General features: G+C 56.3%; 30 protein-coding genes, 1 tRNA gene and 1 CRISPR repeat array. Of the genes, 20 read left to right on the top strand and 11 right to left on the bottom strand.

Annotation, left to right across the window (positions count from 1 at the left end):
• Positions 1-55: 55 nt before the first annotated feature.
• The 3 genes from PISL_RS00305 (at position 56) to PISL_RS00295 (ending at position 1579) form a co-directional block, all read left to right on the top strand.
• On the top strand, positions 56-757 hold the full coding sequence (locus tag PISL_RS00305; protein ID WP_011761819.1) for an ABC transporter permease family protein: 702 nt from the start codon (positions 56-58) through the stop codon (positions 755-757).
• Positions 742-1395, top strand: a complete 654-nt coding sequence (locus PISL_RS00300; protein ID WP_011761818.1) for an ATP-binding cassette domain-containing protein — start codon at positions 742-744, stop codon at positions 1393-1395. Before PISL_RS00305 ends, PISL_RS00300 begins: the two co-directional genes overlap by 16 nt.
• 112 nt (positions 1396-1507) lie before the next feature.
• Positions 1508-1579: transfer RNA gene (locus PISL_RS00295), tRNA-His, on the top strand.
• Between the two features lie 58 nt (positions 1580-1637).
• Here PISL_RS00295 and PISL_RS00290 read toward each other — a convergent pair.
• Positions 1638-2663, bottom strand: coding sequence for a glycosyltransferase family 2 protein (locus PISL_RS00290; protein WP_011761817.1), 1026 nt, complete (start codon positions 2661-2663; stop codon positions 1638-1640).
• Positions 2664-2722: 59 nt separating this feature from the next.
• On the opposite strand from PISL_RS00290, the gene PISL_RS00285 reads away from it, so the two are divergent.
• From PISL_RS00285 to PISL_RS00275, 3 genes are all read left to right on the top strand, one after another.
• Positions 2723-4009, top strand: coding sequence for an APC family permease (locus PISL_RS00285; RefSeq protein ID WP_011761816.1), 1287 nt, complete (start codon positions 2723-2725; stop codon positions 4007-4009).
• Between the two features lie 412 nt (positions 4010-4421).
• Positions 4422-5318: a homoserine kinase gene (locus PISL_RS00280; protein ID WP_011761815.1), complete on the top strand. Its 897-nt coding sequence runs from the start codon at positions 4422-4424 to the stop codon at positions 5316-5318.
• Positions 5319-5336: 18 nt separating this feature from the next.
• The gene (locus PISL_RS00275; RefSeq protein WP_011761814.1) at positions 5337-5612 is read left to right on the top strand and encodes an ATP cone domain-containing protein; all 276 of its coding nucleotides are present in this window, start codon (positions 5337-5339) and stop codon (positions 5610-5612) included.
• Here the strand turns inward: PISL_RS00275 and PISL_RS00270 are convergent.
• Positions 5578-6924: a ribonuclease FAU-1 family protein gene (locus tag PISL_RS00270; protein WP_011761813.1), complete on the bottom strand. Its 1347-nt coding sequence runs from the start codon at positions 6922-6924 to the stop codon at positions 5578-5580. The two genes, PISL_RS00275 and PISL_RS00270, sit on opposite strands and share 35 nt — an antisense overlap.
• Positions 6925-7014: 90 nt before the next feature.
• Between PISL_RS00270 and PISL_RS00265 the strand changes: the two genes are divergently transcribed.
• Genes PISL_RS00265 through PISL_RS00255 form a run of 3 tightly spaced genes read left to right on the top strand, consistent with a single transcriptional unit; the run spans position 7015 to position 9394 of the window.
• Positions 7015-8148: a radical SAM/SPASM domain-containing protein gene (locus PISL_RS00265; protein WP_053240521.1), complete on the top strand. Its 1134-nt coding sequence runs from the start codon at positions 7015-7017 to the stop codon at positions 8146-8148.
• The gene (gene hemC, locus PISL_RS00260) at positions 8145-9050 is read left to right on the top strand and encodes a hydroxymethylbilane synthase (protein WP_011761811.1); all 906 of its coding nucleotides are present in this window, start codon (positions 8145-8147) and stop codon (positions 9048-9050) included. Before PISL_RS00265 ends, hemC begins: the two co-directional genes overlap by 4 nt.
• Before the next feature lie 8 nt (positions 9051-9058).
• The gene (locus PISL_RS00255) at positions 9059-9394 is read left to right on the top strand and encodes a HEPN domain-containing protein (protein WP_011761810.1); all 336 of its coding nucleotides are present in this window, start codon (positions 9059-9061) and stop codon (positions 9392-9394) included.
• Here the strand turns inward: PISL_RS00255 and PISL_RS00250 are convergent.
• The 3 genes from PISL_RS00250 to PISL_RS00240 are packed head-to-tail and all read right to left on the bottom strand — an operon-like array spanning position 9380 to position 11539.
• On the bottom strand, positions 9380-9940 hold the full coding sequence (locus PISL_RS00250; RefSeq protein ID WP_245218404.1) for an ABC transporter ATP-binding protein: 561 nt from the start codon (positions 9938-9940) through the stop codon (positions 9380-9382). The genes PISL_RS00255 and PISL_RS00250 overlap by 15 nt on opposite strands.
• A gap of 35 nt (positions 9941-9975) precedes the next feature.
• Entirely contained in the window at positions 9976-10620 is a 645-nt protein-coding gene (locus PISL_RS00245) for an ABC transporter permease (protein ID WP_011761808.1), read from the bottom strand.
• Complete coding sequence (locus tag PISL_RS00240) at positions 10610-11539, bottom strand: ABC transporter substrate-binding protein (protein WP_011761807.1); 930 nt, start codon at positions 11537-11539, stop codon at positions 10610-10612. The genes PISL_RS00245 and PISL_RS00240 overlap by 11 nt, the downstream gene beginning before the upstream one ends.
• Positions 11540-11571: 32 nt before the next feature.
• Here PISL_RS00240 and PISL_RS00235 point away from each other — a divergent pair, with 32 nt between their 5' ends.
• Positions 11572-12465, top strand: coding sequence for a substrate-binding domain-containing protein (locus PISL_RS00235; protein WP_011761806.1), 894 nt, complete (start codon positions 11572-11574; stop codon positions 12463-12465).
• On the opposite strand, the gene PISL_RS00230 is transcribed toward PISL_RS00235, so the two are convergent.
• Positions 12462-13430 carry an Lrp/AsnC family transcriptional regulator gene (locus tag PISL_RS00230; RefSeq protein ID WP_053240222.1) on the bottom strand — a complete coding sequence of 323 codons (969 nt, stop codon included), beginning with the start codon at positions 13428-13430 and terminating at the stop codon, positions 12462-12464. The genes PISL_RS00235 and PISL_RS00230 overlap by 4 nt on opposite strands.
• A 127-nt stretch (positions 13431-13557) precedes the next feature.
• A CRISPR array of direct repeats spans positions 13558-14534; the repeat unit is 25 nt; unit sequence GTTTCTACTATCTTTTGATTTCTGG.
• 274 nt (positions 14535-14808) lie between these two features.
• Between PISL_RS00230 and PISL_RS00225 the strand changes: the two genes are divergently transcribed.
• Positions 14809-15174 (top strand): hypothetical protein, encoded by a 366-nt coding sequence (locus PISL_RS00225; protein ID WP_053240221.1) that lies wholly within the window; start codon positions 14809-14811, stop codon positions 15172-15174.
• On the opposite strand, the gene hemB is transcribed toward PISL_RS00225, so the two are convergent.
• The gene (gene hemB, locus PISL_RS00220; protein WP_011761803.1) at positions 15171-16181 is read right to left on the bottom strand and encodes a porphobilinogen synthase; all 1011 of its coding nucleotides are present in this window, start codon (positions 16179-16181) and stop codon (positions 15171-15173) included. The two genes, PISL_RS00225 and hemB, sit on opposite strands and share 4 nt — an antisense overlap.
• A 20-nt stretch (positions 16182-16201) precedes the next feature.
• The gene (locus PISL_RS00215) at positions 16202-16627 is read right to left on the bottom strand and encodes a hypothetical protein (protein ID WP_011761802.1); all 426 of its coding nucleotides are present in this window, start codon (positions 16625-16627) and stop codon (positions 16202-16204) included.
• A gap of 137 nt (positions 16628-16764) precedes the next feature.
• Between PISL_RS00215 and PISL_RS00210 the strand changes: the two genes are divergently transcribed.
• Complete coding sequence (locus tag PISL_RS00210) at positions 16765-17499, top strand: hypothetical protein (protein ID WP_011761801.1); 735 nt, start codon at positions 16765-16767, stop codon at positions 17497-17499.
• Here the strand turns inward: PISL_RS00210 and PISL_RS00205 are convergent, their stop codons facing one another.
• Positions 17500-18402: a fumarylacetoacetate hydrolase family protein gene (locus tag PISL_RS00205; RefSeq protein WP_053240519.1), complete on the bottom strand. Its 903-nt coding sequence runs from the start codon at positions 18400-18402 to the stop codon at positions 17500-17502.
• 90 nt (positions 18403-18492) lie between these two features.
• On the opposite strand from PISL_RS00205, the gene PISL_RS00200 reads away from it, so the two are divergent.
• The 7 genes from PISL_RS00200 to PISL_RS00175 all read left to right on the top strand — a co-directional run bounded on the left by PISL_RS00200 (position 18493) and on the right by PISL_RS00175 (position 23227).
• The gene (locus PISL_RS00200) at positions 18493-18918 is read left to right on the top strand and encodes a PadR family transcriptional regulator (protein ID WP_011761799.1); all 426 of its coding nucleotides are present in this window, start codon (positions 18493-18495) and stop codon (positions 18916-18918) included.
• 43 nt (positions 18919-18961) lie between these two features.
• Positions 18962-19648 (top strand): ABC transporter ATP-binding protein, encoded by a 687-nt coding sequence (locus PISL_RS00195; protein WP_011761798.1) that lies wholly within the window; start codon positions 18962-18964, stop codon positions 19646-19648.
• Positions 19626-20822, top strand: coding sequence for a SufD family Fe-S cluster assembly protein (locus tag PISL_RS00190; protein ID WP_011761797.1), 1197 nt, complete (start codon positions 19626-19628; stop codon positions 20820-20822). The genes PISL_RS00195 and PISL_RS00190 overlap by 23 nt, the downstream gene beginning before the upstream one ends.
• A 243-nt stretch (positions 20823-21065) precedes the next feature.
• A complete protein-coding gene (locus PISL_RS00185; RefSeq protein WP_053240220.1) occupies positions 21066-21494 on the top strand; it encodes a hypothetical protein in 429 nt (142 codons plus the stop codon).
• Positions 21491-22141, top strand: coding sequence for a 7-carboxy-7-deazaguanine synthase QueE (locus PISL_RS00180; RefSeq protein WP_011761795.1), 651 nt, complete (start codon positions 21491-21493; stop codon positions 22139-22141). The genes PISL_RS00185 and PISL_RS00180 overlap by 4 nt, the downstream gene beginning before the upstream one ends.
• A gap of 28 nt (positions 22142-22169) precedes the next feature.
• A complete protein-coding gene (locus PISL_RS11480) occupies positions 22170-22304 on the top strand; it encodes a hypothetical protein (protein WP_011761794.1) in 135 nt (44 codons plus the stop codon).
• Positions 22304-23227 carry a dipeptidase gene (locus PISL_RS00175; protein WP_011761793.1) on the top strand — a complete coding sequence of 308 codons (924 nt, stop codon included), beginning with the start codon at positions 22304-22306 and terminating at the stop codon, positions 23225-23227. The genes PISL_RS11480 and PISL_RS00175 overlap by 1 nt, the downstream gene beginning before the upstream one ends.
• On the opposite strand, the gene trm10 is transcribed toward PISL_RS00175, so the two are convergent.
• Together trm10 and PISL_RS00165 are read right to left on the bottom strand one after the other, a co-directional pair.
• Positions 23219-24184: a tRNA (adenine(9)-N1)-methyltransferase Trm10 gene (gene trm10 / locus PISL_RS00170; RefSeq protein ID WP_011761792.1), complete on the bottom strand. Its 966-nt coding sequence runs from the start codon at positions 24182-24184 to the stop codon at positions 23219-23221. The genes PISL_RS00175 and trm10 overlap by 9 nt on opposite strands.
• Before the next feature lie 337 nt (positions 24185-24521).
• Entirely contained in the window at positions 24522-25676 is a 1155-nt protein-coding gene (locus tag PISL_RS00165) for a cobalamin-independent methionine synthase II family protein (RefSeq protein WP_011761791.1), read from the bottom strand.
• A 70-nt stretch (positions 25677-25746) separates the two neighbouring features.
• Here PISL_RS00165 and PISL_RS00160 point away from each other — a divergent pair, with 70 nt between their 5' ends.
• The gene (locus PISL_RS00160) at positions 25747-26955 is read left to right on the top strand and encodes an acetyl-CoA C-acetyltransferase (RefSeq protein ID WP_011761790.1); all 1209 of its coding nucleotides are present in this window, start codon (positions 25747-25749) and stop codon (positions 26953-26955) included.
• Positions 26956-26972 lie beyond the last annotated feature (17 nt).

The following is a 26972-nucleotide window of genomic DNA, read 5'->3' as shown; positions in this document are numbered from 1 at the left end:
TTATGTAGTTTTCCATTATTTATTTTTTGTGTAGGTAAAGCCTAAATCCCTGGCTGTGTTGTTTTCTGTGGCTCTGGCATTGGCCGCCGTCGTGTTTGTGGCGCTTCTACTATTTATACTGCCGATTGCCTACCTGGGGGCGCCTCCGCCGGGGTTCGGGGAGGCGTTTCTCCTTACTGCTCTGTTTAGCGGGGCGGCGGCCGGTCTCGGCCTGCTACCGGGGCTGGCTGTGGCCGTCTGGGGGCGTGGGGGCTGGCAGGCGGCTGTGGCGCAGATCCTCTACGCGCCTGCCGTCGTGCCGCCTACGGCGGTGGGGGTTCTCCTCCTGGCGGCCTTTAGGAACCCCCTCCTGCCGGAGTGGCTCTACGGCTTTTTTGTAAACAAGGCGGCAGGGGTCCTCCTGGCCATGTTCGTCATGGCTCTGCCGGTGTCTTACGCAGTTTTCGACGGAGCGCTTAAGGACGTCAGGGCGGAGCTCTACTTCAGGTCGCTGGGGCTTGGGGGGCTTAGGCTTCTGGTGGCTCTCCTCCTCTCGCTAAAGAGGGCTACCGCGGCTGCTTTCCTGCTGTCCTTCCTCCGGGGCTTTGGGGAGCTGGGGGTGCTCCTCATCTTCGCCTCCTACCCGCCCACCATGTCTATCTACATATACCAGGCCTTCCTCCAGGAGGGGCTGGGCGCCACGGTGGCGGCCTCCATGGCTGTTGCGGCTCTGGGGGTCTCCACGGCGTACCTACTGAGGCTATGGCTATCGAGGTGAGGGGGCTTAGGGCCAGGAGAGGGAGGTTCCAGCTGGAGGTGGAGCGCCTCTCCGTCAACTCTGTCACAGTGGTGCTTGGGAGAAACGGCAGCGGGAAGACGACGCTACTGGACGCGATAGCCGGCGCCATACCGGCGGAGGGGTCGGTGACGGCGTGTGGGAGAGAGGTGTCGCGCCTCCCGCCGGAGGAGAGGGGGCTCGTATATATACAGTCCACGCCGGTGGACCCGCCCGGCGGCCCGAGGAGGTTCCTGAAGTGGGTGGCGGCGAGGTGGGGCCGGGGGGAGCGGGATGTGGAGGAGGTGGCCGGCCTCCTGGGCATAAGGGAGCTGCTGGACAGGGGAGGCCTCTCCACCGGCCAGAAGCAGCTTGTCAACATCGCGGCTGGCCTCCTGGCGGGGGCCTGCGGCTTCCTCATGGACGAGCCCACCTCCCACCTGGACTGGTTCAACAAGCGGCTTGTGGACGATGCCGTCAGGCGGCTGGGCAAGCCCGTCCTCTACGTAACCCACGACCCCTATGAAGCCGCCTATATAGGCGACGTCATATGCGTCATAGAGGGGGGCCGCTTGAAGAAGTGCATAGAGAACAAGCCAGCCGACTTGGCCGAGCCCGTGGTGAAAAAGCTGTTCAGCTAGAGATGTGGCGTTACAACTGAAAGCCCCGCCCTTTAGGGCGCGGTCATAAACCGCGTACTACATCGTCGCCTGTGTAGCTAAAGTTTATAAACTCCGGCTGTTGATGTGTCAAGCCGCCGTAGTCTAGCGGTTAGGATGGCGGGTTGTGGTCCCGTTGACCCGGGTTCAAATCCCGGCGGCGGCCCTTTAGCTATATATTCCTCTACTCCAGCCCTGGGGTTGTCACGACGGGAGACGGCTCTTTAGGTCTTGTCTATTATGTAGAAGTGTCTCTGTCTGTGGAACACGCCTGCCGCCATGGCTAATAGCTCAAGTGTAGACGCCAGGAGGACGTCTATTATGTATCTCCTCGCCCTTAGGCTACCATATATATACACGGCAGCGTAGACGGCGGCTACTGCAGTGGCGAGGGTGGGGCCGTAGAGTGCGGTTAGGGGGCCGGCGGCGGCGAGGAAAATGGCGACGGCTGCTGAGGCCGGCGGGATGGGGTTTCTGTATCTCACGGCTTCGCCGAGGGCGGCGGCCCACCTCGCCCTCTGCCTGATGAAGTCTAGCAGAGAGTTGGGACTTCTGATAGAGACCCTCGTCTTGGTCTGGAAGGTCTTGTAGCGCCGCTTGAGGAGCTCCATGGCGAAGCGGAAGTCCTCGGTGATGGTGTCGCCCATGGCGGGCCATATCTCCCTGAGGACGTCTCCCCTTACTATGAGGAGCTCGCCGTGCATGCCGAAGATGGGCCTCCTCAGCACCTCTAGGGCGAAGCGGTAGCGGGTGAGGTCGTCGAAGTGTCTAATCCAATCTAGGGCGTAGGCCAACTTAGAGCGGCCGGGCCTAGGCACAATCACGCCGTTGCCGGCGACATAGCCTCTGGCGCCGTAGTAGGCGATGTCCCTGAGGAACTCCGTGTCAAGGGGGTAGGAGTCGTCGTCGAGAAATATGTACCATGTGTCGGGCCGGGCGTAGTTGAGGACAAACCACCTGATGGCTTTGTACTTCGTGCCGTCTTCCTCCCGCGGCACGACGAGGACGTTTCTCATGTTGAGGGGGTTTGAGGAGACGACGACGTAGCGGAGACCGAGGCGTTCTAACTGTGCCACAGTTTCGCGAAGAGCCGGGAGGACTCTCTCGTTGCCTACTGTGACGACTACTACGAGGTAGTTATCTATAGGCCCCGCCGGGCGGCCCCCAGGCTTTTTAACTGCGCCAAGGGCGAGGATAAAAAGATAGATGCCGCCTATTGTATTGAGAATTAGGTAGGCCAAGTCGAACATGTCTATGCAGGATTTTGGGTTTTTAAAAATGCCTTATATACCCTTGCCACTTTTTTGCCGTGGTACTTACTAGAGCGTGGCTGAGGCGGAGACTTGGGGTGTTCGACATGTATGCCCTGGTGCATTCTGACTCCCAGAGCACCTACTACTTCCTCCTTGGCTTTATTGCCCTCTATGCCGGGCAGTACGCTTTCTTCGGCGCTATATACGGCGTGTTGTTAATGGCGGCAATAGCTGTCACATATGGCGAGATGGGGTCTAGATTCCCCGAGACAGGCGGCTCTTATCTATATGTTAAATCGGCCTTCGGCTCTACGCTGGCGTATATATCGGCGTGGCTAATTGCCTTTGACCAAATTGTCATGGTTGCATATGGCGCAATAGACGCCGCCAAAATTATAAACAAGACGCTTGGGCTTGGGATACAGGAAGTTGCCCTAGCCGCCGCCATCACCACAGCTCTCTTCGTCTTGACAGTCCTGGGGATAAGAGAGTCAGCGAACTTCGCAAAGGCTGTGGCCGTGGTCGACCTCGTAGTGATGCCGGCGTTGATAATCTGGGCTCTAGCCACCCACCCCTCCTGGCCGCCCTACTTCAACTGGGCCGGCGTCGAGGGGGCGAGTCTCCTCTTCGCCTTTTCTCTCCTCTCCCGCGGCTTTACAGGCGTAGACGCCATCGGACAGCTGGCTGGAGAGGCCAGGGAGCCCCTTGTGCAAGTGCCCAAGGCGACTGCGCTTGTCGTCGCCATAGGAGCCTTCTTCGGCCTGGGCCTCACAGCTGCTTTAATGTCGGCGCTGAGGCCAGAGGAACTTGTCGACCCAGCTATTGCGCCGCTGTATCTCGCGGCGGAGATAAACCCGGCTTTGACATACGCCGTGGCTATAAACCTATTTCTCGTAATGATTACGGCGGCTCTCGCAGGTTATGTGTCCTTCTCGAGACTGACATATATGTTAGCTGAGGAGGGCCTCCTCCCTGGAGTATTTAGAAGACTACACAAGAGGTTTAGAACTCCACATCTCTCTCTCCTCCTGGTCTATATAATATCTCTAGTTCTAATAGCGCCGGGAGAAATAGAGATAATCCTAGCCATATACGCCGTCGGCTCTTTAATAAACTACCTCATGGTCGCCGTGGCGCTGGCTAAGTTTTCTAGAAGTGGCACTCTCTACAGCGCGTTTAAAACTCCAGTCGTAGCCGGCGTCCCCCTGTCTTCTGCCATAGCCATGGCCCTCCTCCCTGTGGGCATAGGCCTTACAATATTAGAGAAGTATAGATATCTATGGGCGTTGCTCTTGTGGCTAGCGGCAGGCCTGGCCCTACTCTACTTTAGAAAGAGGAGGTAGACCTTATTATTGAAGAGAAGGGGCCCACGGCGTCTAACCGTCGGCGCCGATTTGGCCGACAGCGCCGGGCGGGGTGGCCCGTCCAGCGCCGTCGGTTTATCCCCCGAGCCCCCGGAGGTGGGGCCTCCGGGGACTTGGGCCCTGGGGGCGGTTAGACGCCGTGGGCTGTAGCTATAGGTCTACATAAATTTAACAGTAACTTCGCAATATTTATGTAATATTTATTGCTTTAATATTTGTAAAGTGTCTATATATAAATACCTCTGGCGCTAGAGCCGCCAAGCTTATATACATATACAACCGCGGGAGTATGTACATAGTGGGCGCGGCGCTATCTCTCTACCCGACTTGGCAAAAGAACTACAGCAGCGGCGATGCGACCCCTGAGATGAGTCTCAAACAGTTATGACGTATGAGGGCGCCGTCTACAAGCGCAAATCTAGGCTCTGGATTTGATGTAGTGGCTGTGGCTCACGACGCATATTTCGCCGAGGCGTATATAAAACTGACGTCTGGATGCGGCGTAGATATAAAGTTCCGGGGGTTTAACCCAGGGAGTGACAACACAGTGAAGAGGGCCTTCCAACACCTCTTCGAGAGACTGGGCAGATGTTGGGGAGTTGAGGCGGAGGTGGTAAATAACATCCCCATCGCCAGAGGTTTGGGGAGTAGCGGTGCGTCGGCGGTGGCGGCTTTGGCGGCTTTTATACGGGAGGCCGGCCTTAGGGTGGAGCCCGCCGTTGTGGTAGAAGCAGCTGGGCTGGGGGAGGTCGCGGCGGCCGGCAGTCCGCATTTTGACAACGTGGCGGCGGCGGCGCTGGGCGGCGCTGTAGTTATCGCCTCCGTCAAGCCTCTGGAGTTGGTTAAATTTATGCCAAAGCTCATATTTGTAATCGGCGTGCCAGACGTCCCCCCTATGCCAGAGAAGACAAAAGTCATGAGGAGCGTCCTCCCCAGAGAGGTGTCTTTTAGAACCTACGTGGCGCAGTTGGCAAGAGTCTCTGCGCTAGTCGCCGGCTTTGCAAAATCAGATCCAAGACTTGTGGCCCTCGGAATGAGTGACGAAGTAGTCGAGCCGGCTAGAGCGCCTTATGTACCAGCCTACGGCAGAGTCAAGAGGTATGCGCTAGAGGCCGGGGCGCTGGCCGTGTCCATATCGGGGGCCGGCCCCTCTATAATCGCCCTTGTGGAAGAGAAAAATAGCGACGTAGTAAAGGCAGCTGTAGAGAGGGCTTACATAGAGGAGGGCTTGAGAGCAGAGGTCAAGGTGGCATCAATAACAGAGGGCGCTCTGGCGCAAAATATATAACACCTCTCCAGTAGATACATGGTTAAGGTTGTAAAGAGAGATGGGAGAGTAGAGGAGTTTATCCCTGAGAAAGTTGTCGTCAGCGTCTTGAAGGCAGGCGCGCCAGCAGACGTGGCGAGGAAAATCGCGAAGAAAGTAGAGTGCGCCGTGATGGACAGGGAAAACGTGACAGCCCAAGAGCTGACGAGGATGATACTGGCGGAGCTCAAGAAGATAAATGAACAGTGGTACAGGAATTGGATAATCTTCGACCAGGCGGTTAAGCGGAGGAAGACTGAGGAAGAGCTGAGGTAAGTCCCTCGGAAGTACATATTTTTCCGCCGGGGGCCTCGGGCCTCCTCAGTCTCTCAGGGAGCATGTGGGCGTAGCGCTGGAGCTCGTCAGCGTCTAGTACTCTCTCAACGCCGTCGAGACCATAGGCCTTGTCCACTAGGAGGTCTATGTATATAATGCGGCGGCCCCACTCGGGATCTGTATTTATGTTCACGTAGGTCCCCAGATAGACGCCGGAGGCGCTGTAGTAACTGTGTACCACATACCCGCCGGACTTCGGCACACAAGTGAGGGCGTAGGTCCCCGGCTCGATCTTAGCGCCGATCCCGTCGAGGACGCCGCCGGGTCTCAGCGGCCTCTTCACCACGAGGACGTCGTCAGATATTTTTACCACCTCCCCCCGCATTTTGATCACCTCGCCCCAGGGCTTGACGTGGTAGATGACGACTCTTCCCCTGGCTAAGAACTCTACGGCTTTCTCATAGACGTCAGCTCCTGCGTAGTCTAGCAGATCTAGACATTTGCCAAGGCCCTGCCCTCTCAATGCGTGGTGGCCCCGTATCGTCGGCACAACTGCCGCCCTGGCCTCGTCAAGTTTAAACTTCGCCTGTCTGTCAAATAACACCACGGCTATGCATTTGCCTCTCCTCAACAAGGTGCCGGGGGGCCCTCCCTGCGATATCTTAAGCATCTCTTTGTAAAGCTCCTCTGCCTCTTTGGCCAACTCATCTTCACTGGCGTATTTTGCCGAAGATTTAAAACGTAGGCCTATCGAGGCGTAGTTTTTTAACTTCGTCTCGGCCAGTATCCTCAGTCTGAGTCTCTCCTGCTCTGCAATATGTCTACTGTAGGAGACCCTCCCCGTGGTGTTGAGCTCCAAAAGCTTCCCCTCGACGACTATCTCCGGAACGGCGACGCCCCGGAAGGGGCCCATGGGAGGTTTTACAACTGTAAAGACAGACGTACTACCTGGCTGGACTACATAGCGCCTTGGCACTTCCATAAGCTGGCCGCCAGGGGCCTCCACAAGCCCCTCTCCAACTACGCGGCCTATAAAAACGTCGTGCAACCCAGCCGACGCCTTAGCTATCACCGGGTCTACATATTGCCTAAGTCTCTCCAAAAAGTAGTCGACGGCTTGGCATTCCCCAATTGTCACAACTCCTGTCTTTGACTCGTGGTCTTTTACTGTGATGTCTGGCGGTGAGTAGTCTGGCTTTAGGCCAAAGCGGTTTATAATTTGTTGAGTCGGTTGTACAATTTCAAAGCCCCAGTCAAGGGCGAGTTTTGTAAGTGCTGTGGCATAGATACCTCTTATCCTCGCCTTAAACACTTATATAGATAGAGCCAATTTTAAAAGACTGACTCTTGATGAGTCCTTCCGCTGATGAAAAATGATATATACGGAAACGCCCCATTCTCTATGATCCCCATCAGCGTGATGGTAGCCGGCGTGGGAACCACCTCCTTCAAGGTCAAGGGCAGATTTGGCATAGACAAGCCAAGCAACTTCTCGGCCCCCCTCAGGCCCATCGTCAGCTGGAACATAACCAGGAGGTGCAACCTAAAGTGTCTACATTGCTACATAGACGCCGGCGCCGAAGACCCCCGCGAGCTCACCACCGCCGAGGCCCTAGCCCTCGTCGATCAGATGGCCGAGGTGGGGGTACCCCTCATCCTCTTCACCGGAGGCGAGCCCCTCGTCCGGCAGGACTTCTTCGAAATCGCCGAGAGGGCTAGAGACGCCGGGATTAAGCTCGTCCTCTCCACAAACGGGACCTTGATCACCCCCGAGGTCGCCAGGAGGCTGAAGGAGGTGAGGATAGTCTACGTGGGAGTCAGCCTAGACTCTATAGACCCCGCCTTCCACGACCAGTTCAGGGGGACGCCGGGTAGCTTCGCCGCAGCGCTCGCCGGGATAAAAAACGCCATCGCGGCCGGCCTCGACGTGGGGCTCCGCTTCACTGTAACCGCCAAGAACATACACGAGGTGGGGGCCTACGTGGACTTCGCCGCCTCGCTGGGAGTCAAGAGGATAACTTTCTACCACCTCTCCGCCGCCGGCAGAGCCCAGAAGCTCCCCCCCGACTGGTGGTACACCCCCCAGCAGTACAGAGAGTTCATAGAGACGCTCATCTCCAAGGCCAGGCAGTACGCCGGGAAACTGGAGATAGAGACCACCCTAGCTCCCTACGACGGCATATACATCGCCCAGACGGTCGGCGGGGGGGACGAGAGATACCTAAAGTTCGTAGAGTCGACAGGCGGATGCGGGAGGAAGATAATCTCCATTTACCCAAACGGCGACGTATATCCCTGCCAGTTCATAGACTTCTACAAGCTTGGCAACGTCAGAGAGAAGCCCCTCAGAGAGATCCTCACCCCCGAGAAGCTAGAGCCGTTTATAAACACGGAGAGGTACCTCAGAGGGCCGAAGTGCTCGACGTGTAAGTTTAAACAGTATTGTAAAGGCGGCGATAGGGCGAGGGCCTATTATCTATCTGGCGATATGTTTGGCGACGACCCTCTCTGCCCCATCCCCCACCTGTTTAAATGAAGATCCGAGTTGCGACTAGGGGGTCGAAGCTCAGCCTTATCCAGACGGAGGAGCTCTTGGCGCAGATAAAGGCGGTGGAGCCAGACGTCCAGTTCGAGATCGTGGTGGTGAAGACCACTGGCGACTTGATACAAGACAAGCCCCTCTTCCAGATAGGGGTCAAGGGCATCTTCGAAAAAGAGGTGAACCTCGCCGTCTTGAGGGGCGAGGCTGACATGGCAGTACACAGTCTAAAGGACCTCCCCTCTGAGCTCACCCCAGGCCTCGTCTTAGCTGGCTTCTCTAAGAGAGCTCCGCCGCATGACGTACTTATAAGCCGCGGGGGCTACACGCTGGAGACTCTGCCGAAAGGCGCGGTGGTGGGGACCTCTAGCGTTAGGAGGGCAGAGTTTTTAAAGGCTGTGAGACCTGACGTAGAAGTTAAACCCCTCCGGGGGAATGTAGATACAAGAGTGGGGAAGGTGTTGTCTGGTCAATACGACGCAGCTGTTATGGCAGCTGCGGGGCTCCAAAGGCTATATGGGAGCTCTCCCCCCGTCTCTATAGTGCCGCTCCGCGTAGAGGAGGTGCCGCCGCCCCCCGGCCAAGGCATTGTCGTCGCTGTAGTGAAAGAGGAAGATAGCTGGCTGATAGACCTTTTGAAAAAAGCTAGTGACAAAACTGCGGCAATTGAGGCAACTGCAGAGAGAGCCTTCTTGGCGGGGGTAGGCGCCGGCTGCCACGTCGCAATCGGCGGCGTGGCGAAACTCACCCCCCAGGGGTCTCTGGAGTTTACCGCAGGATACGCCGCAGGCGGAGCTAAATATGTGGTGAAGGTATTCGGAGAGGATCCCGTCGAGGTGGGGAAGAGGGCCGCACAGCTGATTGCCGAAGTGCGTCAAAAATTTAAACAGAGAGACTAACGGCATTTATGCATATAAAATGGCTTGAGAGACATACTAGACATTTCCAACAGGCGCTAGCCGCTTTTGAAACTGGCGATGAAGCCGCCGCGTGTTATAACGCCTATGTTTCTATAGAGGCTCTTATAAAGGGAGCCCTCGGATTTGACCCATACGGCGAAGTTCATAACGTCAAGCGACTCCCCGCTCTTGTAAGAGAGGCGTTTAGAGGCCAGCCGCCTAGAGATGTGGAAAAATGCGCCTACTGTCTCGAGAGACAAGCGTTTTCTGGAGACGGCGCAACTTGTATAAAATGCGCCGAGTTGATAAGTGAGGCAATATACCAATTGCTAGGGCGTGGCTAAATTCCTCAAGCGCCCATCTCTCAATTCATAAAGCGGCACTCCAGGCGGCACCTCAGCTATATAATGCGTAGTCCAAACAACGAGAGCTCTCTTGGAGTATTGCCATAGGTATTCCATAAGCGCCTTTCTCTTTTCCGCGTCTAAATATGCCGTCGGCTCGTCTAAAAGCGCGACCTTCGGCCGGCAAGACAACACTCTGGCAATTGTAAGAAGCTTTTTATAACCGCCAGAGAGCTCTCTCGCCTTTCTACCCAGAAGCCCCCCTAGCCCCAGCGCGTCAAATACCTCGTCGTTACGACAGAACAAGTTGTCTTCCACCGCGCCCGCGAGCACAAGCGGCTCTTGGTGTGCATAAAGCACGGCGCGTCTCATACGCCGTATTGCTACAGCCGGCGGCATCCCCATTATATACACCTCCCCCTCGTCTGGCTCCAACAAGCCGGCTAGAATTTTAAGAAGAGTGGTTTTGCCAGAGCCGTTTGGCCCCACGACAACCGCCATGCCGACCTCTGGAAGCTCCAGATCTACCCCACGGAAGACCCACACACCGCCGTATTTTTTGCCGAGACGGACGGCCTTTATCATCCCCTGTATTTAAAGCCCAGGGCCGTTACGACAGCACTTACTGCGACAGCCATGACCAAGAGGATGACCCCCAGCTGTATGGCCACGTCCCAGTTTCCCAACATAGTCTCGTGGGCCACCGCCGTGGTGAGAACCCGCGTCTTATATCTAATGTCGCCGCCCAACATGAGGGCTATCCCCAGCTCCCCCAGCGCCCTTCCATACGACGCGGCGACCGCGCCGGCCAAGCCCCCCGCCGCCTCTCTGAGATATATCTTGAGCAGAGTCGCCTTCCCAAGGCCAAACATCTCTGCCAGCTCTCTCACCCTTGGGTCGACGCCCTCAAGCGCAGTTAGGGCGTAGGAAAGGTAGAGGGGGAGAACCAGGAGGGTGTGGCCCACCACCACCGCCTCTAGGGTGTAGAGGATGCCCAGGCCGCCTAGGGGGCCGGACCTAGCCAAGAGGAGGTAGAGGAGTAGGCCGAGGAGGACGGTGGGGACCCCCACGAGGCCGTTGAAGAGGGCCTTAAGTGCGGCCGCCAGCCGCCCGCCCCTCATGTGTAGCCACAGGGCGGCTGGGGTGCCCACGACAGCTGAGATGAGGGCTGGGACGGCGGAGACGTAGACCGAGTTCAGCACTATGCCGACTAGCTCAGCCGACACAGCTGGGGCCGAAGATGGCCGGCTTTATCCACTCCAGAGCCTTGGGGTCAGCTCTGGAGATGGGGGTGAAGAGGGGCTGGCCTGCCACCGTCAGATTGCCGATGACCTCCTGGCCTCTCGTCAGCATGTACTGAGCCATGAGTCTTGCGGCGGGGGAGGGCTTGACAATCGCGAAGCTGTATATGTTTATCAGGTCGGGCGCCGCCGGCACCACCACCTCTAGCTGGTCTAGCTTATCTCTGTACCTCAGCCAAGTCCCCACGTCGGTTAGGGCGTAGGCCCTCTTCTCGTTGGCGAGAAGCAGTGTCTGCCCCATGCCGGCCCCCGCCGAGATGTACCACGTGTCCACCTTGGGGTCAGGCTCCCTCCCTATGGCCTCGCGCCAGAGAGACAGCTCCTTAAGGTGGGTGCCCGATCTGTCGCCCCTCGACACGAAGGGCGCCTTCGCCTCCGCAATCTTCTTGAAGGCCTCAGCCGCGGAAGTCCCCCTTGCGCCTGCGGGGTCGCCCCTGGGCCCAACCACGATGAAGAAATTGTAGGCTACGACGTCTCGGCACTTTAGGGTGCCGTTCTCCAGATACCTCCTCTCGAGGGCGGGGGCGTGCACGAGCACCACGTCCACATCCCCCCTAGCCGCCATGAGGAGGGCTTGCCCCGTGCCGACTGCGGAGTACCTAACCTCCACGTCGTACCCCCTCTCCGCCGCCCACCTCTCGAAGTCTGGAATCAATACGTCGAGGAGACCCGTGTCTTTGACGCTGGTGGTAGTGGCCATGTAGAGGACGACGTGCTGCCTAGGCGCCGCGATTGCAGTCGCCGTCTGTTGCGGCGCGGCGGCCTGCGGCCGCTGGCTGGCAATGAAGAGCGCCGCCGCGGCAATTAACACTACTACAATTATCAGATATCCAATTTTGGACATAAGAAGCTATATAACTGAGCTTTATAACTGTTGTGCGTTTTGTGACCGAGCTGAGGGTAGAGGTGGGAGACGCTTCGTTGGGGGTAGACGTATTTAAGGCGCTCCTCGCTATAGACATGACGGCCTCTATGAAGAGGGCCGCCCAGACGCTGGGGATGCCCTACACCACCCTCTGGAATCTGGTAGCCCGCGCCGAGAGGGCCCTGGGGGCGAGGCTGGTGGAGACGTCAAGAAAAGGCGGGACAAAGCTCACGGAGGAGGGCCGGAGGTCCCTCCGCCTCTATATGGCAGAGGCGGCTAGGAGGGGGATAGTGCTGGGTCTCTCCGACTTTATATACGCCGGTAGCCACGACCCCGCGGTAGAGGAGGCTCTCCGCGGCGGCGAAGCCTACTTCGTCGGGTCGCTACAGGGACTTCTGATGGTAGCCGGGGGGCTGGCCCACTTCGGCGGGGTCCACCTAGGCGACAACCTCCAGGCCGTCGCCGCCTACGCCCCACACCTCTGCCTAGTCCAGGGCTTCAGGAGGGAGGTGGGGGTGGCCACGAGACGCCCCATCGCCGACCTCTCCCAGCTGGCGAACATGAGGCTGGTGAACAGACCGCCAGGCGCCGGCACTAGGATACACATAGATAGGCTACTCCGCCAGCTGGGCCTCGCCCCTAGGGAGGCCCCCGGCTATTACAACATCGCCTTAACACACGACGAGGCCGCCGCCAAGGTAGCCGCCGGTGAGGCAGAGTACACAGTGACGACGAGATCGACGGCGGAGAGATACGGCCTACACTTCAAGAAGCTCTGGGAGGAGGACTTCGACTTTGTCTGCAAGCCAGAGGCTTGCGGCAAGACGGCAAACTTCGCCGCCAATCTCAAGCTAGGTTCTGGAAGCCAGGCGAAGGAAAATATAGGCCGCGTGGTCTGCCCCTAGTCCGCCACTTGTTCCACCCTCCTCCCCATCTCCCGCCCACTCAAAAAACCCCGCACACTATATAAAACGCGGTAGTCAGAGACGCCCAGTTTCCTAACCGCGTCTCTAATATAGTCCTCAAGCACTTGTCTAGACACGCCGTGGACCATAAAGTAGCAGGGATACTCCCACTTCCCCGGCACCGTGTTTCTCAAAACCACGTGGGTGGTGATGTTGAGCCTAGCCGCCGCCTCGCAGACCGGCTCCCTAACCACCACCATGGCGTTCTCCCTAAACCCAACCGCCTCCCCGTCCAGAGTGCCGTGGAGGTCCCGGAGCACCCCCAGCCTAATGAGCTCCCTGATCTTCGCCAGCGCCTCCCCCACGGAGGTGCCCAGCGCCTCGGCCACCTCCCTAAACGGCTCGGGCACCAGCGGCAGAGACTTCACCCTGGAGAAGAAGGCCTGCGGCACCCCAAGCGACTCCACAGAGGGAGGCGACTCCGGCATGACCTCGCCCTTCGTCCACGACACCCCCCTCCTCAAGTCAAACCTCACATCCACCTTGTAGGACCTAAGCGAGTAGAGGATCACGTAGTCCAGGCCGAACCTCCCAGCCACAGCCGCCACCTTCCCCTCCAGCTCCTCCCTACTACGCGCCTTAGTCACAAACCACAGGTTGTACGGCTTGAAATCCCGCTGGAAGTTGTGGCTCACGTACGGGTCCCTATTCACCTCCGCCGCCACCACCTCGATGACGTCCTCCGGCACAGCCATCCCCACCAAAGCCGCCTCCATCCCCCTCGCCCTGTAGTTCAAAATCGCCCCAATCCTCTTAAGCACCCCAGCCCTCACAGCCCCCCGCAGAACCTCAACCACCTCCCCCTCCCCAAGCCCAACCCTCTCACCCACCACAGCAAAAGGCCGCTCCACCAGAGGAAAGTCATACTGAACCTCCATCAACACATCCACTAACCGAGAATCCATACCAGAAAAACCACTGGCACATAAAAACATCAACCCGACAACCCCCACCACACCAACAAGCCCACACTTTAGATTTCTGGGCGTTTAGGGAAAAACTCCTTGAAGCGCACCTCCTATGCATATACATGTTTCTACTATCTTTTGATTTCTGGACATTACGTCTGTCCCCGTCGTGATAGACGTCTCAGACGCCCCGTTTCTACTATCTTTTGATTTCTGGCAGATAATGGCGGAAAGACAACTGATATGGTCTATGGAGTGGGCATTTCTACTATCTTTTGATTTCTGGGCCGAATTTCTTCAAGACCTAGACAGAGAGCTAGAAGAGGGTTTCTACTATCTTTTGATTTCTGGAGCGCAAGCATGACCGCCATTCCCGATGACCGCGGTCTTCACTACGTTTGCGTTTCTACTATCTTTTGATTTCTGGAATAAACGTTTCGCCCCTGTGGACAGGGGAGTTCTCTATATTAAGTTTCTACTATCTTTTGATTTCTGGTTGTTCATGTCCCTCTCCCACCTCCCCACCTGTTGGAGGTTTCTACTATCTTTTGATTTCTGGTGACGACGTATGTGCCTAGCTTCGCCCCGCTCCACGAGACGTAGTTTCTACTATCTTTTGATTTCTGGCTACAGATTGCTGAGGAGGTATGGTCTGGAGGAGTTGATTACAGAGTTTCTACTATCTTTTGATTTCTGGCCAGAGGTCGACGGGGAGCCACCAGAAGGGCGGCGTCTGTTTATGTTTCTACTATCTTTTGATTTCTGGCGCCCCTCTTGACGCCTGCGTAGTACGCTATCGCGATGGCGGCGTTTCTACTATCTTTTGATTTCTGGGTGCGACGAGGACTGGCGGGCGGTTATGGACGCGATTGCTTTCTACTATCTTTTGATTTCTGGCTGAGGAGCGTGGGTGGGACACAGTCGTCCAGTGCTACCGCGACTTTCTACTATCTTTTGATTTCTGGCTCGCCCGCACGGGCTCGGGGAGGCCGTCTAGCCCGGAGCATACTTTCTACTATCTTTTGATTTCTGGAGACGACACGCCCGTCCGAGTCCCTTCTGCATCCGAGCAGGAGCTTTCTACTATCTTTTGATTTCTGGGGCTTGTTTGTGTGGATCTTTTGGGTTTTTAAGTTTTTTCGTGGTTTTTTGTTTGTCCGGGGGTCGCTTTTCCACCGCCCTTTACATTCATATATTCTCCTGTCTGAGAGACGGCGTGCGCCGTTCTTCGCCTTTACGATCGTAACTACGCCTAGCCGAAGGGAGAACCCAGCGCCGTTCTTCGCCTCTACCCTCACAACCGTTTTCCAAATGTCTATTGTGTCCTTTACCGACATATATGGGAATGTTTTAATGTGTGGGTTTTGTGGCTGGTGTGTATCTCTACTTTGGCCGTATGAAGATAGGCCCTCTCGTTGGGTACCTGTGGCTTTTGGGCCGTCGGCTTTATCTGAAGTTGGGGTGGCGTCCGCGTGATACGGTATACCTCGGCAGTGTGGACGATCTTCTTGGCGTCGCCGTGAGGGTTAGGAGGCTCGTCCCGAGGCCCCTGCCCGTAAGGCACCTCGTGGCTGCGCTGGTGGACGCCCTCAGGAAGGCCTACTACGTCGCCAGCCGCTGCCGCGACTCGCCGCGTTGGAAGATACGCGCCTGGGAGGCGGCAATGGCCATAGAATACGCCGCCTCCGCCCTCGCCATGTACTGGCCAAGCGCGGCGAAGAAAATACTAGACGACGGCTAGAATGGGGTGCCGTCTTTTAGCCATTTTGCGGCTTCTGGGGCGTGGTAGGTGAGGATTAGGTCTGCGCCTGCTCTTTTTATTGCGGTTAGGATTTCTAGTGTGACGACCCTCTCGTCTATATATCCGGCGGCTGCGGCGGCTTTTACCATGGCGTATTCTCCGGAGACGTTGTAGGCGGCTAGGGGGGCCCAGGGGTAGTGCTGTTTTACTAGGCGGATTACGTCTAGGTATGCGAGGGCTGGCTTTACCATGACTATGTCTGCGCCCTCCTCCAGATCCATGGCGACTTCTTTGAGGGCTTCGTGGGCGTTTCTGGGGTCCATCTGGTATGTCCTCCTGTCGCCGAATTTGGGGGCTGAGGCGGCGGCTGTGCGGAAGGGGCCGTAGAAGGCTGAGGCGTATTTGGCGCTGTATGCCATGATGCCCACGTGGTGGAAGCCGTGGGCGTCTAGGGCTTTTCTGATCTCGGCCACTTGGCCGTCCATCATGCCGCTTGGGGCGACGAAGTCAGCGCCGGCGTCTGCGTACACGAGGGCCTCCTTGGCGTATAGCTTTATAGTTTCGTCGTTGTCAATGTGCCACCTGCCGCCGGTGGTCTTTACCACGCCGCAGTGTCCGTGGTCTGTGTATTCGCAGAGGCAGACGTCTGCGAAGAGGAGTATCTTGTCGCCGAAGGTCTCTTTTAGGAGGCGGAGGGCCTTGGGGACGGGGCCCTCTGGGTCGTAGCCCCTGGAGCCGTGGGGGTCTTTCTGCTCCTCTGGCACCACGCCGAATAGGATGAACTTGTTGACTCCTAGGGCGAGGGCCTCCTCTACGTGTTTAATTAGCTCCTCGCCGACGGGCCACCGGTGTTGGCCGGGCATGGTGGGTATGGCCTCTCGGCCGGGGCCCTCCTTGACGAAGATGGGGTAGATGAAGTCGCTGGGGTCGAGGGCAGTTTCGGCAACGGCGTCTCTAATGATTTTGTTTGTCCTGAGGCGGCGGGGTCTGACAGTTGGGAATTTCATATCGTAAACGGCGTGCTGCCTTATATCTTTTTGCCTTCGCAAAGCGCTTTGAGTTTAGCCGCTGTCTTTCCGTCTAATTTTCTATAGCTGGGGGGCGGCCTCAGGCCTATCTCTGTCAGTTTGACAGGCGTTAGACAGCGGGCTGGGCCTCTGGCCTCTATTAACATAGAGTAGCGGGCGCCCTCGACGTATTTTAAATCTTCTTCTCCAACGCCACAGCCCCCCAGCTCGGAGAGTAGTTTGGATAGGTTGTGGGTGGGGACTATGAAGACTAGGCCTGCGGTGAAATATCCAACTACAGCCGCCGTGGGTTTTGTAAAGTATAGATACACCACGTCGTCTGGCTGTATCAAAGGCCCCACTAGCTTCCTCAATTCACATTTTTTCGCCCCGCCGAGTATCTCTTCGCCAAATTTCGGCTTGATAGACATGAGATACACTGCCATAAATAACATCGGCCTCTAGGTTATAAAGGTGGGGCGGGTGTTCCTCAACAGTCGGGGGTACTCCGGCTCTTCACCTATCTGACGTATAGATCTGCCCACTTGCTTATATTTTTTAAAGCCACGTAGATGAGGCGGCTGTGAGGTGTTTCTGTGGGAGGCCTGCAAGAGAGAGCGGCTTTTGTCCATACCACGACCCCAACTGTGTTAAAGACCTGGCTTGCCGGCGGAAGTTAGTTTTTACAGCCGACTGCGAGAGGTGCCACCTGCCGGGGGGCGAGGTGTCAGATGTCGCGCCTAGGCTGAGGGAGGCTAGAGTCCACGGCCCGCTCTTTATATACTATGTAACTGGCGACGTAGACCTCCGTGGGGCTGGGGGCATAGATCTTTTTATCTACAGCGTGAGGGGGAATATATATCTCGAGGGGGCTAGATTCCGCCATATATACATAGACCAAGTCGTCGGCGATGTAGATTTTAGAGGGGGGAGAGCTGAGCTCTTCGCCGTGTTTTCAGTACGTGGCGAAATCTCGGCGGCCGGCGCAAAAATTGGGGGCCATCTACAAGTGGTAGAGTCCTCGGGGCGTCTTGATTTAACTGGGGCGGGGGTGGTCGGCGAAATTATTGTCGAGAGGTTCAGAGGGGGTGTTGTAGCTAGGGCGGGGGCCTACTCTATAACAATATGTGGGTCTAGGGGAGATGTAGATCTGTCGGGGGCGCGTACTACTGGAGATATAGTGCTTGTAGAGTCGGAGGGAGGCCGTCTCGATTTGTCTGGAGTAGAAGTGGGCGGCAGGGTGTTTATCTTGGCCTCTAAGTTTGGCGGAGTTAGAATCGACCGGCCTGAGGTAGTGAGGAAAATTGTCGTGTTGTAGCTACTCCTCAATTATATACGCTCTGAGACGGCCTATAGACTCCACCTCGGCCTCTACGATGTCTCCCCCCTTTAAGAACTTCCCCTTGGCCCAGCCCACCCCGGGCGGCGTCCCTGTGAAAATGAGGTCGCCGGGGCGGAGGGTTATGCCTTGGGATGCCCAGTATATCAACTGTTGGATATTGAAGATGAGCTGGGAGGTGTTTCCCTCCTGTTCTAGCTGGCCGTTTACCCAAAGCCTCAGCCCCAGTCTGTTGGGGTCTGGCACCTCGTCTCTTGTCGCAATGTACGGGCCCACAGGCGCGGCGGTGTCCATAGTCTTGCCCCATATCCAGTTCTTTCCGTACTGTCTGGCGGTCTTCTCGTCTGGGTTCTGCCAGTCGCGCATAGACATGTCTAGCCCGACGGTGTAGCCGAAGACGTAGTCCAGCGCCCTCTCTGGCTCTATGTATTTGCCGGGGCGCCCCATTACGACGACGAGCTCTACCTCCCAGTCTAGCTTCTGTACCACCCTGTGCTTCACTACATAGCCCTCGTGGCCCACTAGGGCATTTGGAAACTTGGGGAAGAAGTAGGGCTTGTCGGGGGGCTCTATCCCAGTCTCGGCGCCGTGTTCTCTGTAGTTGACGGCTACGCAGAGTATTTTCTCTGGGTTTGGCACAGGCGGCTCCCACTTTATCTCCTCTGGCTTGTAAAACGGCCCTCTGGCTCTCTCGTCTAACTTCTTAACTATCTCAAGCGCAGGCTCGCCTAGTGCAATAAGGCGTCTCATGTCGTATAGAAAATCTGGCGCCTCCTCTGTGTTAAACACCGCTTTGTACGCCTCGGGCAAGTCTAAAATCCTGCCGTTTTTAAAAAGCCCAACTTTTCTAACCTCCCCCCTTCTAAATGTAAGTAGTTTCACAACATGACGTTGGCCGTCGTTTATATACATTAGCATTTCGATTTCGATATCGGAATCGAAAAGTTTAAAAATACGAGAGATGTTATACACATGGCACCTCCGCCCTGGGCGTTTATATCGAGGAGGGGGCTGAGGGAGGTAGTGCTCTGGTTGCTCTCAGACAAGCCTATGAACGGCGCCGAGGTTATAAGAGCTGTGGAAGAGCTCACGTGGGGCTTTTGGAAGCCGTCTCCCGGCTCGGTCTACCCGCTGTTGAAACAACTCGAGGCGGAGGGTCTGGCCAAGAGGAGAGAAGACGGGCGGTACGAGCTGACGGAGGCCGGCAGACGCGCCGTCAAGCTCATACCCTGGGCTAAAATACCTAGGCCCGGCGCCCCGCGGAATATCGAAGAAGTTGTCGAAGAGTTGGAGAGCTGGTCGATGTATCTCGCCGACGTCGCTACTACAGAGCCTGATAGAATAGCGCCGTATAGAGAGCGTATTAGAAAGATAGCTGAGATTCTCCAAAAGGTGTAGATTTTGCACCAAGAGAATTAAAACTAGTTTATTTTTTACACATGTGTTTACTGTAGAAAATCTCTCGGTGGCTGTAGGCGGGCGGGCTCTCCTCGGCGGAGTCTCTTTTTCTATTTCGCCGGGGGAGGTGTTTTACATCTTGGGGCCCAACGGCGTTGGCAAATCAAGTCTTCTCAAGGCGATAATGGGGATCCCGGGGTATGAAGTCGTGGGGGGCAGAGTCCTTTTAGATGGCGAAGATATTACAAAACTAAAGCCGTTTGAAAAAGCCAGCCGGGGCCTAGCCCTCGCTTTTCAAATCCCGCCGCGGCTACAGGGCGTTCGCGTAGGCGTACTTCTGTCGAATATATGTAGGAAGACTAAGTGTGACTATAGAGAGGTGGCTAAGGTCGTCGAGGTAGATCATCTTCTTGATAGAGAAATAGGAAAGCTCTCCGGCGGCGAGGGGAAGAGGGTAGAGCTCGCCACCGTTTTAGCCCAGAGGCCTAGAGTCGCTCTTATAGATGAGCCAGACAGCGGCGTAGATGTAGAAAGTCTTGTAATTGTGGCTAGGGCGTTGAAAGAGCTTGTAAAAGACGCTGCGTTAATTATTGTAACACATGGCGCACATATAGCTAGACATCTCCCCCCGGATAAAGTCTGTGTTCTCTACGGCGGCGGGTTTAAAAAATGTGGGGGTAGAGAGGTTTTAGACGCTGTGTTTACCTATGGCTTCGCAGGGCTGGTTTGAAAAAATAAGAGAGAGAGCTAAAGCGGCGTTAAACAAGCCGGCTCCCCACGGCCCAGATGTCGATGTTACACAGTTTGGCGACGGGAGGACGCCCACTAGTGAGGAGGCTGTGGTTGCAGTCGCGAATAAAGTCGGCGTGTCTATGGGAGCGCCGGCTTACTACATACAGGGAGATAGTGCATATTTCAGATACTTAAGTAGGATCCCGGGGGTCGAGGTGTATAGAGTAGAGGAGTTTGCCGACGCATATCCAGACCTCGCCAGGGAGTACCTCTGGCGTCTTGTGCCGCCTGACCTTGATAAATATACAGCTGTAGCAGCTCTAAGGGGGGTTGGGGGATATGTGATTAGAGTCAAGGCGGGGGCTAAGGTGAGAGATCCTATCCTCGCCTGTCTTTCTATCGTCCGGGGGGGTCTCCAGGCGCCGCACAACGTCGTTATTGTAGAAGAGGGGGCTGAGGCGGTGGTCTACACTGGGTGTGTAATTGCACCGGAGGTCGTGGGGCTACACGTGGGGATTTCTGAGTTTTACGTATTAAGGGGGGCCAAACTCCGTTATATAATGGTACATAACTGGACGAAGGCGGCGCATGTAAGACCTCGCACGGGGGTTCTCGTAGAGGAGGGCGGAGAGTACGTCGGATATTATGCCAATCTCCAAGAGGTGAACTCCCTCCAGACGAGTCCGAGGATTGTGTTGAGAGAGGGGGCGAGAGCCCACGCGACTTCTATACTCCTGGGGCTGGGGAGTGCGCAGATTGACGTGGGGACGACGGCTGTATTGGAAGGCGACGGGGCTGCAGTTGAGTTGACCACGAGGGCGCTTGCGACAGACAGATCTAACATCACCATGAGGGCTTTAGTCGAGGCGCATAAGCTCTCTAGAGGCCATGTTGAGTGTAGCGGCCTTTTACTCTCCGGCAGTGCCAACATAGTCACCATCCCACAGCTGGCGGCTTATCACCAAGACGCGATGTTGACACACGAAGCCTCTATTGGGAGACTGGCTGAGGAGGAGATAAACTATCTACAGGCCAAGGGCTTTACCTACGAAGAGGCTGTGTCTCTATTAGTGAGGGGGTTTGTCACTACAGATATACACAGATATCTGCCAGAGCAAGCAAGGCGGTATGTAGAGAGTATTGAAAAGGTTATAGTTGAGAAGGCAATGTGAAACTTGGCTCCCTTAATGTCACGCCGGCCTTCCCCCGGGGGCTCGGGGCCCGCCCCTGCCAGACGCCCTGGCAGGCGGGCCGGCCGCGCCCAGGCGGACGGGCTCGACAGACGCAACAGCCCTGACCGATAGCGCGATGTGTTGTCTTTGCATCCCGACGTTGTAACAACTAACGTAGAGAGTGTGTATGGATTAAATAACCCCTTTTTTATTGACTAGATGAGTCGGGTTAATGGACGGACTATGAAACTTAAACTGCCGCCTAGGATAAAAGTGCTTGAGGCCCTCGGCGCTGTGGCAGATGGCAGAGTGAAAATGTTGGGGCCAGGCCGTTGTGAAGTATTGTCTTCAGAGGGAGACAGAGTGTATCACGTTGAAATCTCCGGCAGACGTGTATATAGCGATGATAACGGCACTGTGTATAGGGGGTATGTGGGCTATCCAATAATTGCCTGTCTAATGGCGGAGGGCAGACTGCCGACAGACCCGCAGCTCGCGGAAAAACTAAAGACAATCCCCTGGAGGAAGTTAAACGAGCAGTATAAAAAATATGAAGAAGTCCTCCGCCATATATACACAGAGAGGGCTATCAATAGAGCTGAGGCAGAGCGGTATATAGACGCCGTGTTAAAACAACTGGCCCAAATGCAATTGGAGTATTCTCCTCCGTGAAATTCCGCGTAGTTGAGATCTTCGCCTCTCTCCAAGGCGAGGGGGTGAACCTCGGCAAACCTGCCGTCTTCATAAGGCTGGCGGGCTGTCCAATACGGTGTCGGTACTGCGATACGAAATACAGCTGGGACCCTCTAGGCGGAGTTGAGATAGACGCCGAAGAGGTCGTCCAGAGGGCTGCGGCATACGGCCAGCTGGGTCATGTCGTCATCACGGGAGGGGAACCGTTGATCTGGCGCAACCTCCACGAGTTGGCCTGCCCCCTCCGGCGGCTGGGCACTGTTGAAGTCGAGACCAGCGGCGTCTACCCGCCCACTCCACAGTTAGACGCTTGTGTTGATTTCTACGACGTGTCGCCTAAGCTCTCTAACGCAAGAGTAGACGCCCTCCTCCATCCCCATTACCCAAGGAGCCCCAAGGCATGGTTTAAGTTCGTGGTGGGGGGCGAAGAGGACGTGGAGGAGGCAGTCCGTTACGTTGAGAAACACGGCATACCACGCGAGAGAGTTTTCCTAATGCCGCTCGCCGAGACGCCGGAGCAACACGCCGAGGTGCTCCGCCGCATATGGGACGCCGCGGTTAAACACAAGCTCCGCGTCACCCCCAGGCTCCACGTAGAGGCGTGGGGCAATGTCAGAGGTAGGTAGTGTTATAAGGCTGTGAGAACTTGGACGTATGTCTGAAAAATTGGCTAGACGGCTTCGCGAAGTAGTAGATCTCTTAGAGTCTGCCGTAGAGGAGGGCGATTGTAAACTAGTTGAAGAGGCGATAGACGAACTCCGTAGTATAATCGATGAGTTAGAAGAGTGATGTTTATAGATCTACACGAAGACATAGCCCACTATTTTCTCACCTCTCTCAGCCCCCAGCCCTTCGACGTAGACGCAGAGTGGAGACAGAGCGATTTGCCGAAGCTGAGGAGGGCGGGGGCAGAACTCGTGGTCGCGGCTGTCTTCCCATTTGTCAACTCCTACAGCGGCTGGTCGCCGAGTCTCCAGCTGGCGCTGGAGGGGTTCAAGGTGTATTACGCTCTGTCTGAGACCCACGGCATAAAGATCGTGGAGAGAAGGGGCGATTTAGCCGCGCCGGGGCTGAAGTTCCTCATTGTACTTGAGGGAGCCGACGTCCTCTCGTCGGCGGACGACCTAAGGCTCTTCTACAGGCTGGGGCTACGGGCCTTGGGCTTGACATGGAATCTTAGCAACCGGTGGGGAGGGTCGTGTTGCGGGGGGAGAGACCGCGGCCTTTCCGAAGAGGGCTACGGGCTTGTGGAGACGGCGCAGAGGATGGGGGTCTTGGTGGATCTGGCGCACGCTGGGGAGAGGACCGCCTTGGATGTCCTAGAGGCGGCGAGGAGGCCGGTAGTGGTGAGCCACGCCAACGCCGTCGCGGTGTATAGCCATAGGAGAAACGTCGGAGACGAGGTGCTTAAGAAGCTGCGCGACGTAGGCGGAGTGATAGGCCTCACCTTTATACCGTCTACTATATCCAGCGACCCGACCCCTAGAGATTTGGCGAAACACGCGAGATACATAAGGGATAAATTCGGCGTGGAGATTTTAGCCATAGGCACAGACTACCTCGGCATATCTACAACGCCCCAGGGCTTGGAGTCGGTGGATAAGATCCCCCGCCTGGCAGAGGCGCTGATAGAGGCCGGCTTCAGACGTGAGGAGGTGGAGGCAGTCATGTGGAGAAACGCCGCCAGAGTGCTCAGAGAGGTCTTACCCTAGAACCACAGCATGGGTCTTCCTGAGGGCTAGCTCCACCTCACCGGGGGGCGCCCCCAGCCAGTTGGCCTCGGCGAGGGCGTCTCTCGTGATCGCCAGTCTGCCGTCTGGGAGCCGGCGGGCCCTTTTCTGGATCTCCCACATGAGTCTGTAGACTCTGTCTCTCTTGGCCTGGGCCCTGAGGATGGCCTCCTCCAGGGGTACGCCGGCGAGAACCGACAGCACGATCTCGGCTATTTTGTTTATCCTGTCTGGCACCCCCACGAGAGACCCCCTCAGCTCTATCCTACACCTCTTCTCCACGCCGAGCAACTCCGCCAGCCTCCTGGTGCCCGACTTAGCCGTCCTCTCCTTGTCCACAATCCCACCGATGATAAACTCTGAATGGGACCGCGCTGTCTCCTCTGTGAAGAGACAGTCTCCCTCGGGGTCGAGAACCACCGGCTTCTCCAGAGGCGGGGGGCCGCCCGAGATGTTCATCCGGTGGACAAGCCCCCTGGCGTGTAGGCCGAGCAACTCCAGGAACTCCCCAGGGGCGTTCGTCACCCAGAGGTTGCCGTCCCAGAGCACCCTACGGACTGCGTCCAACGTCGCGAGGATCTGCTCCACCAGCTCGTGCTTCTCCCCCGGCGTGTGCTCTCCCCACAGCGATAGGTCGACAACAATCCGCGGCCTCTCCGGCGGCGAAAAACCGACCTCCAGCCGCTCCCCCACGCACCGCTTTGCCAAAACCCAACGGCAGACTCCCACGCCGCGGCCTCTCAAAACCTCCACCCCCTCCCACCTCCCCAGGAACTCCCCCCGTCCCTCCCACCTACACACGGCGTATCTCCCCACAAGTACTCCCACAGCCACACACTGGGGAATCTCCCACCTACATTTAAAGTGCAGAGGGAGACACAGAGAGTCCACCCCCCTCTGGGCTAAGAACTGGAAAAATATCTTCCAAAGCGGAGTCACCACGCCATTTCAAACAAGCCCAACATAAAAACTTGAAAACACGTCCCCTACAGAAGGCCCTCAGTGTGGCGGCGGATAGGGTGGTGGAGAAGCTTAGGGAGAGAGCTCTCCACCGAGGACGTCTTCCTATACCTCGACATTAGGAGTAGCGCGGCTAGAGAGGGTTGACGACGCCAATAGACTGGCGGCAGACGGCCTAAACAAGCAGATTGGTTCGTTAACGACAACGCACTTATAAAAAGCCTAGCCAAGAGGATGCCTGTATAGACGACATGCAGAAGATGTTACTAGAGATCTGACGTCTGTTTGTAGGAGTTGCGACAAAAATTGTATGTTCCTAAGCCCACCAGTAGCGCTGGCGTAGAATCTGGGCGGCTTTTACCATCACCTTTAGCTTTTCTATGGCGACGGCGCGCGGGAAGGCGCGGTACATGCCGGGGGCGAAGCCGCAGTCTGGGTTTAGCCATATCCTGGTGGGGTCGACGTATTTGACAATCTTCTCTACGTGCGCCACCACCTCGTCGACGGTCTCTACCCTCTTGGGGTCCCGGACGTCGATGGAGCCCAGCCCTATCTCCTTGTCTGTGGGGAGTATCTTGGCGAACTCCTCGGGGTTGCCCATCCTCGGGTGTTTGTACTCGACTACGTACTGCTTTACTTTCACGTCGAAGAGCTGGGGGGCCAGGCGTTCGTAGCCAACTATGGGGGACTCCTCGGTGGGCCAGCGGTCTAGGTGCATGCCTATCCTCACAGAGGTGGTGTAGCCCTTTACCGTCTCGTTGACGAGGTCAACCGCCAGCTGTATCTCGTCTTTTAGGCCTCTGTACTTCTGGCCGTAGAGCTCAGAGGCCACCTGTTTGTACCTATCCGGCTTGTCTTGCTCCGCCTCGATTAAGTCGCCGAGCATGGGCTCGTCCAGCTGTATGAAGGCCACGCCGGCGTCTATAAGCCGTGCTATCTCGTTCCTCAGCACTTTGACGTAGGCCTCCGCGGCGTCCTCCGGCCTAGGGTAGTAGGGGGCGGAGATCTTGGCGTGCCACGCCTCCCACATTATGAGGTAGGGGGAGGGGAGGGTGACCTTGAGAGGCTTCTGGGTGACCTTCTTGGCGTATTGCACTTCATCTACGGCGAGTACGCTGTCTTCTATATAGCCCGCAATGACAGGCCTCCAGAGGGTGAGGGGGGCTTTGTATCTCTTCATGATCTCCTTGGCGTTGGGGTGTAGCTCCTCCACCCTCACGATCTTGAACCCCCTTATCTTCTGACCGACGAACGCCACGAAGGAGGTTCTCCGCTGCTCTCCATCTGTGATCACGTCTAGGCCCGCCTCCTCTTGGTCTTTTATGGCGAGTTTGACGGCATCGTCAAGGTATTGGTTGAAGGTCTGTTGGTCCATCTGGCCCTTTTCGAACTTCTCGAAGGCCTCTATTAGCCAAGTTGGCCTAGGCCAAGAGCCCACTACTGATGTTATAAACGCCCTTGGCAACGACATTAGTGAGATGCAAAAGACCTCTATAAAAATTTTGAAGTAATAATTATTAACTTAGGAAATCCGCTCCCCTATGTCTGCAGTAGGTAAAAGACTTGAAAATGTCTATATAGTGGCGTTTGCAAGAACTGCCTTTACGAGATTTTCTAGGAAGGAGCCTCAGAAAGACGACTTTTGGGACGTAAGACCGGAGGAGTTGGCGGCGGTGCCTGTGAGGGCGATTTTAGAAAAAACTGGCGTCAAGCCGGAAGATGTAGAAGATCTCTTGACAGGGACAGCTCTGCCGGTAGGCGAGCAGTGGCTCTACGGCGGCCGCCATGTTGTTTTCGCCGCCAAACTGCCTTACACAATTCCGGCGGCGCATATAGATAGACAGTGCGCCTCTTCAATTACTACAGTGGCTTTTGGAGCTATGGAAGTGGCAACGGGTATGGCCGACGTGGTAATAGCTGGCGGCGTCGAAAAAATGTCTAAGACCCCTATGTATGAAAACCCACATATTGAGATAAATCCTAAATTTCTTACAGACGAGGAGTATGTAAGACTATACAATCTGCCAATTGGCTACGTCATGGGGCTCACCGCCGAGAGACTAGCCGAGGTCTCGGGCATAAAGAGGGAGGAGATGGACATGTGGTCTCTTAGAAGCCACAGGAGGGCGGCAGAGGCGTATGAAAAGGGCTATTTCAAAGACGAGATAGTGCCCGTCGCGGTGGAAAAAGACGGCCAGAGGAAAGTTGTAGATAGAGACCAGTCTGTTAGGCCAGACACAAGCCTCGAGGCGCTTGCCAAACTCCCGCCTGTGTTTAAGCCAGATGGCGTAATAACTGCGGGCAACTCCTCGCCTTTAAACTCCGGCGCTGCATATATAATGCTTGTCTCTGGCGAAGTTGTGAAAAAACACGGCCTTCAACCTCTGGCTAAGATTAGGGCTGTGGCTTTCGCCGGAGTGCCGCCTGAGGTTATGGGCATGGGCCCCGTGCCTGCGTCGAAAAAAGCGCTTGAGAAGGCCGGACTTACGGTCAAACAGATAGGGAGGTGGGAGATAAATGAGGCTTTTGCCGTAGTTACGCTATATGCAATTAAACAACTCGGCCTAGACCCCGAGATTGTTAACACAAGAGGCGGCGCCATCGCCATAGGCCACCCGCTGGGGGCCACAGGCGCGAGGATAATAGGCACGTTGGCTAGACAGATGCAGATAGACGGCGTTGACTACGGCGTGGCTACTCTTTGCGTCGGCGGTGGGCAAGGCGCCGCCGTAGTTTTAGAAAGAGTATAAGTTTTTAATAAACTACA

The sequence above is a fragment of the Pyrobaculum islandicum DSM 4184 genome (assembly GCF_000015205.1).
GTDB lineage: Archaea > Thermoproteota > Thermoprotei > Thermoproteales > Thermoproteaceae > Pyrobaculum > Pyrobaculum islandicum.
The sequence above is the reverse complement of the archived record's forward strand: the minus strand, read 5'-3'. Positions and strand labels throughout refer to the sequence as shown.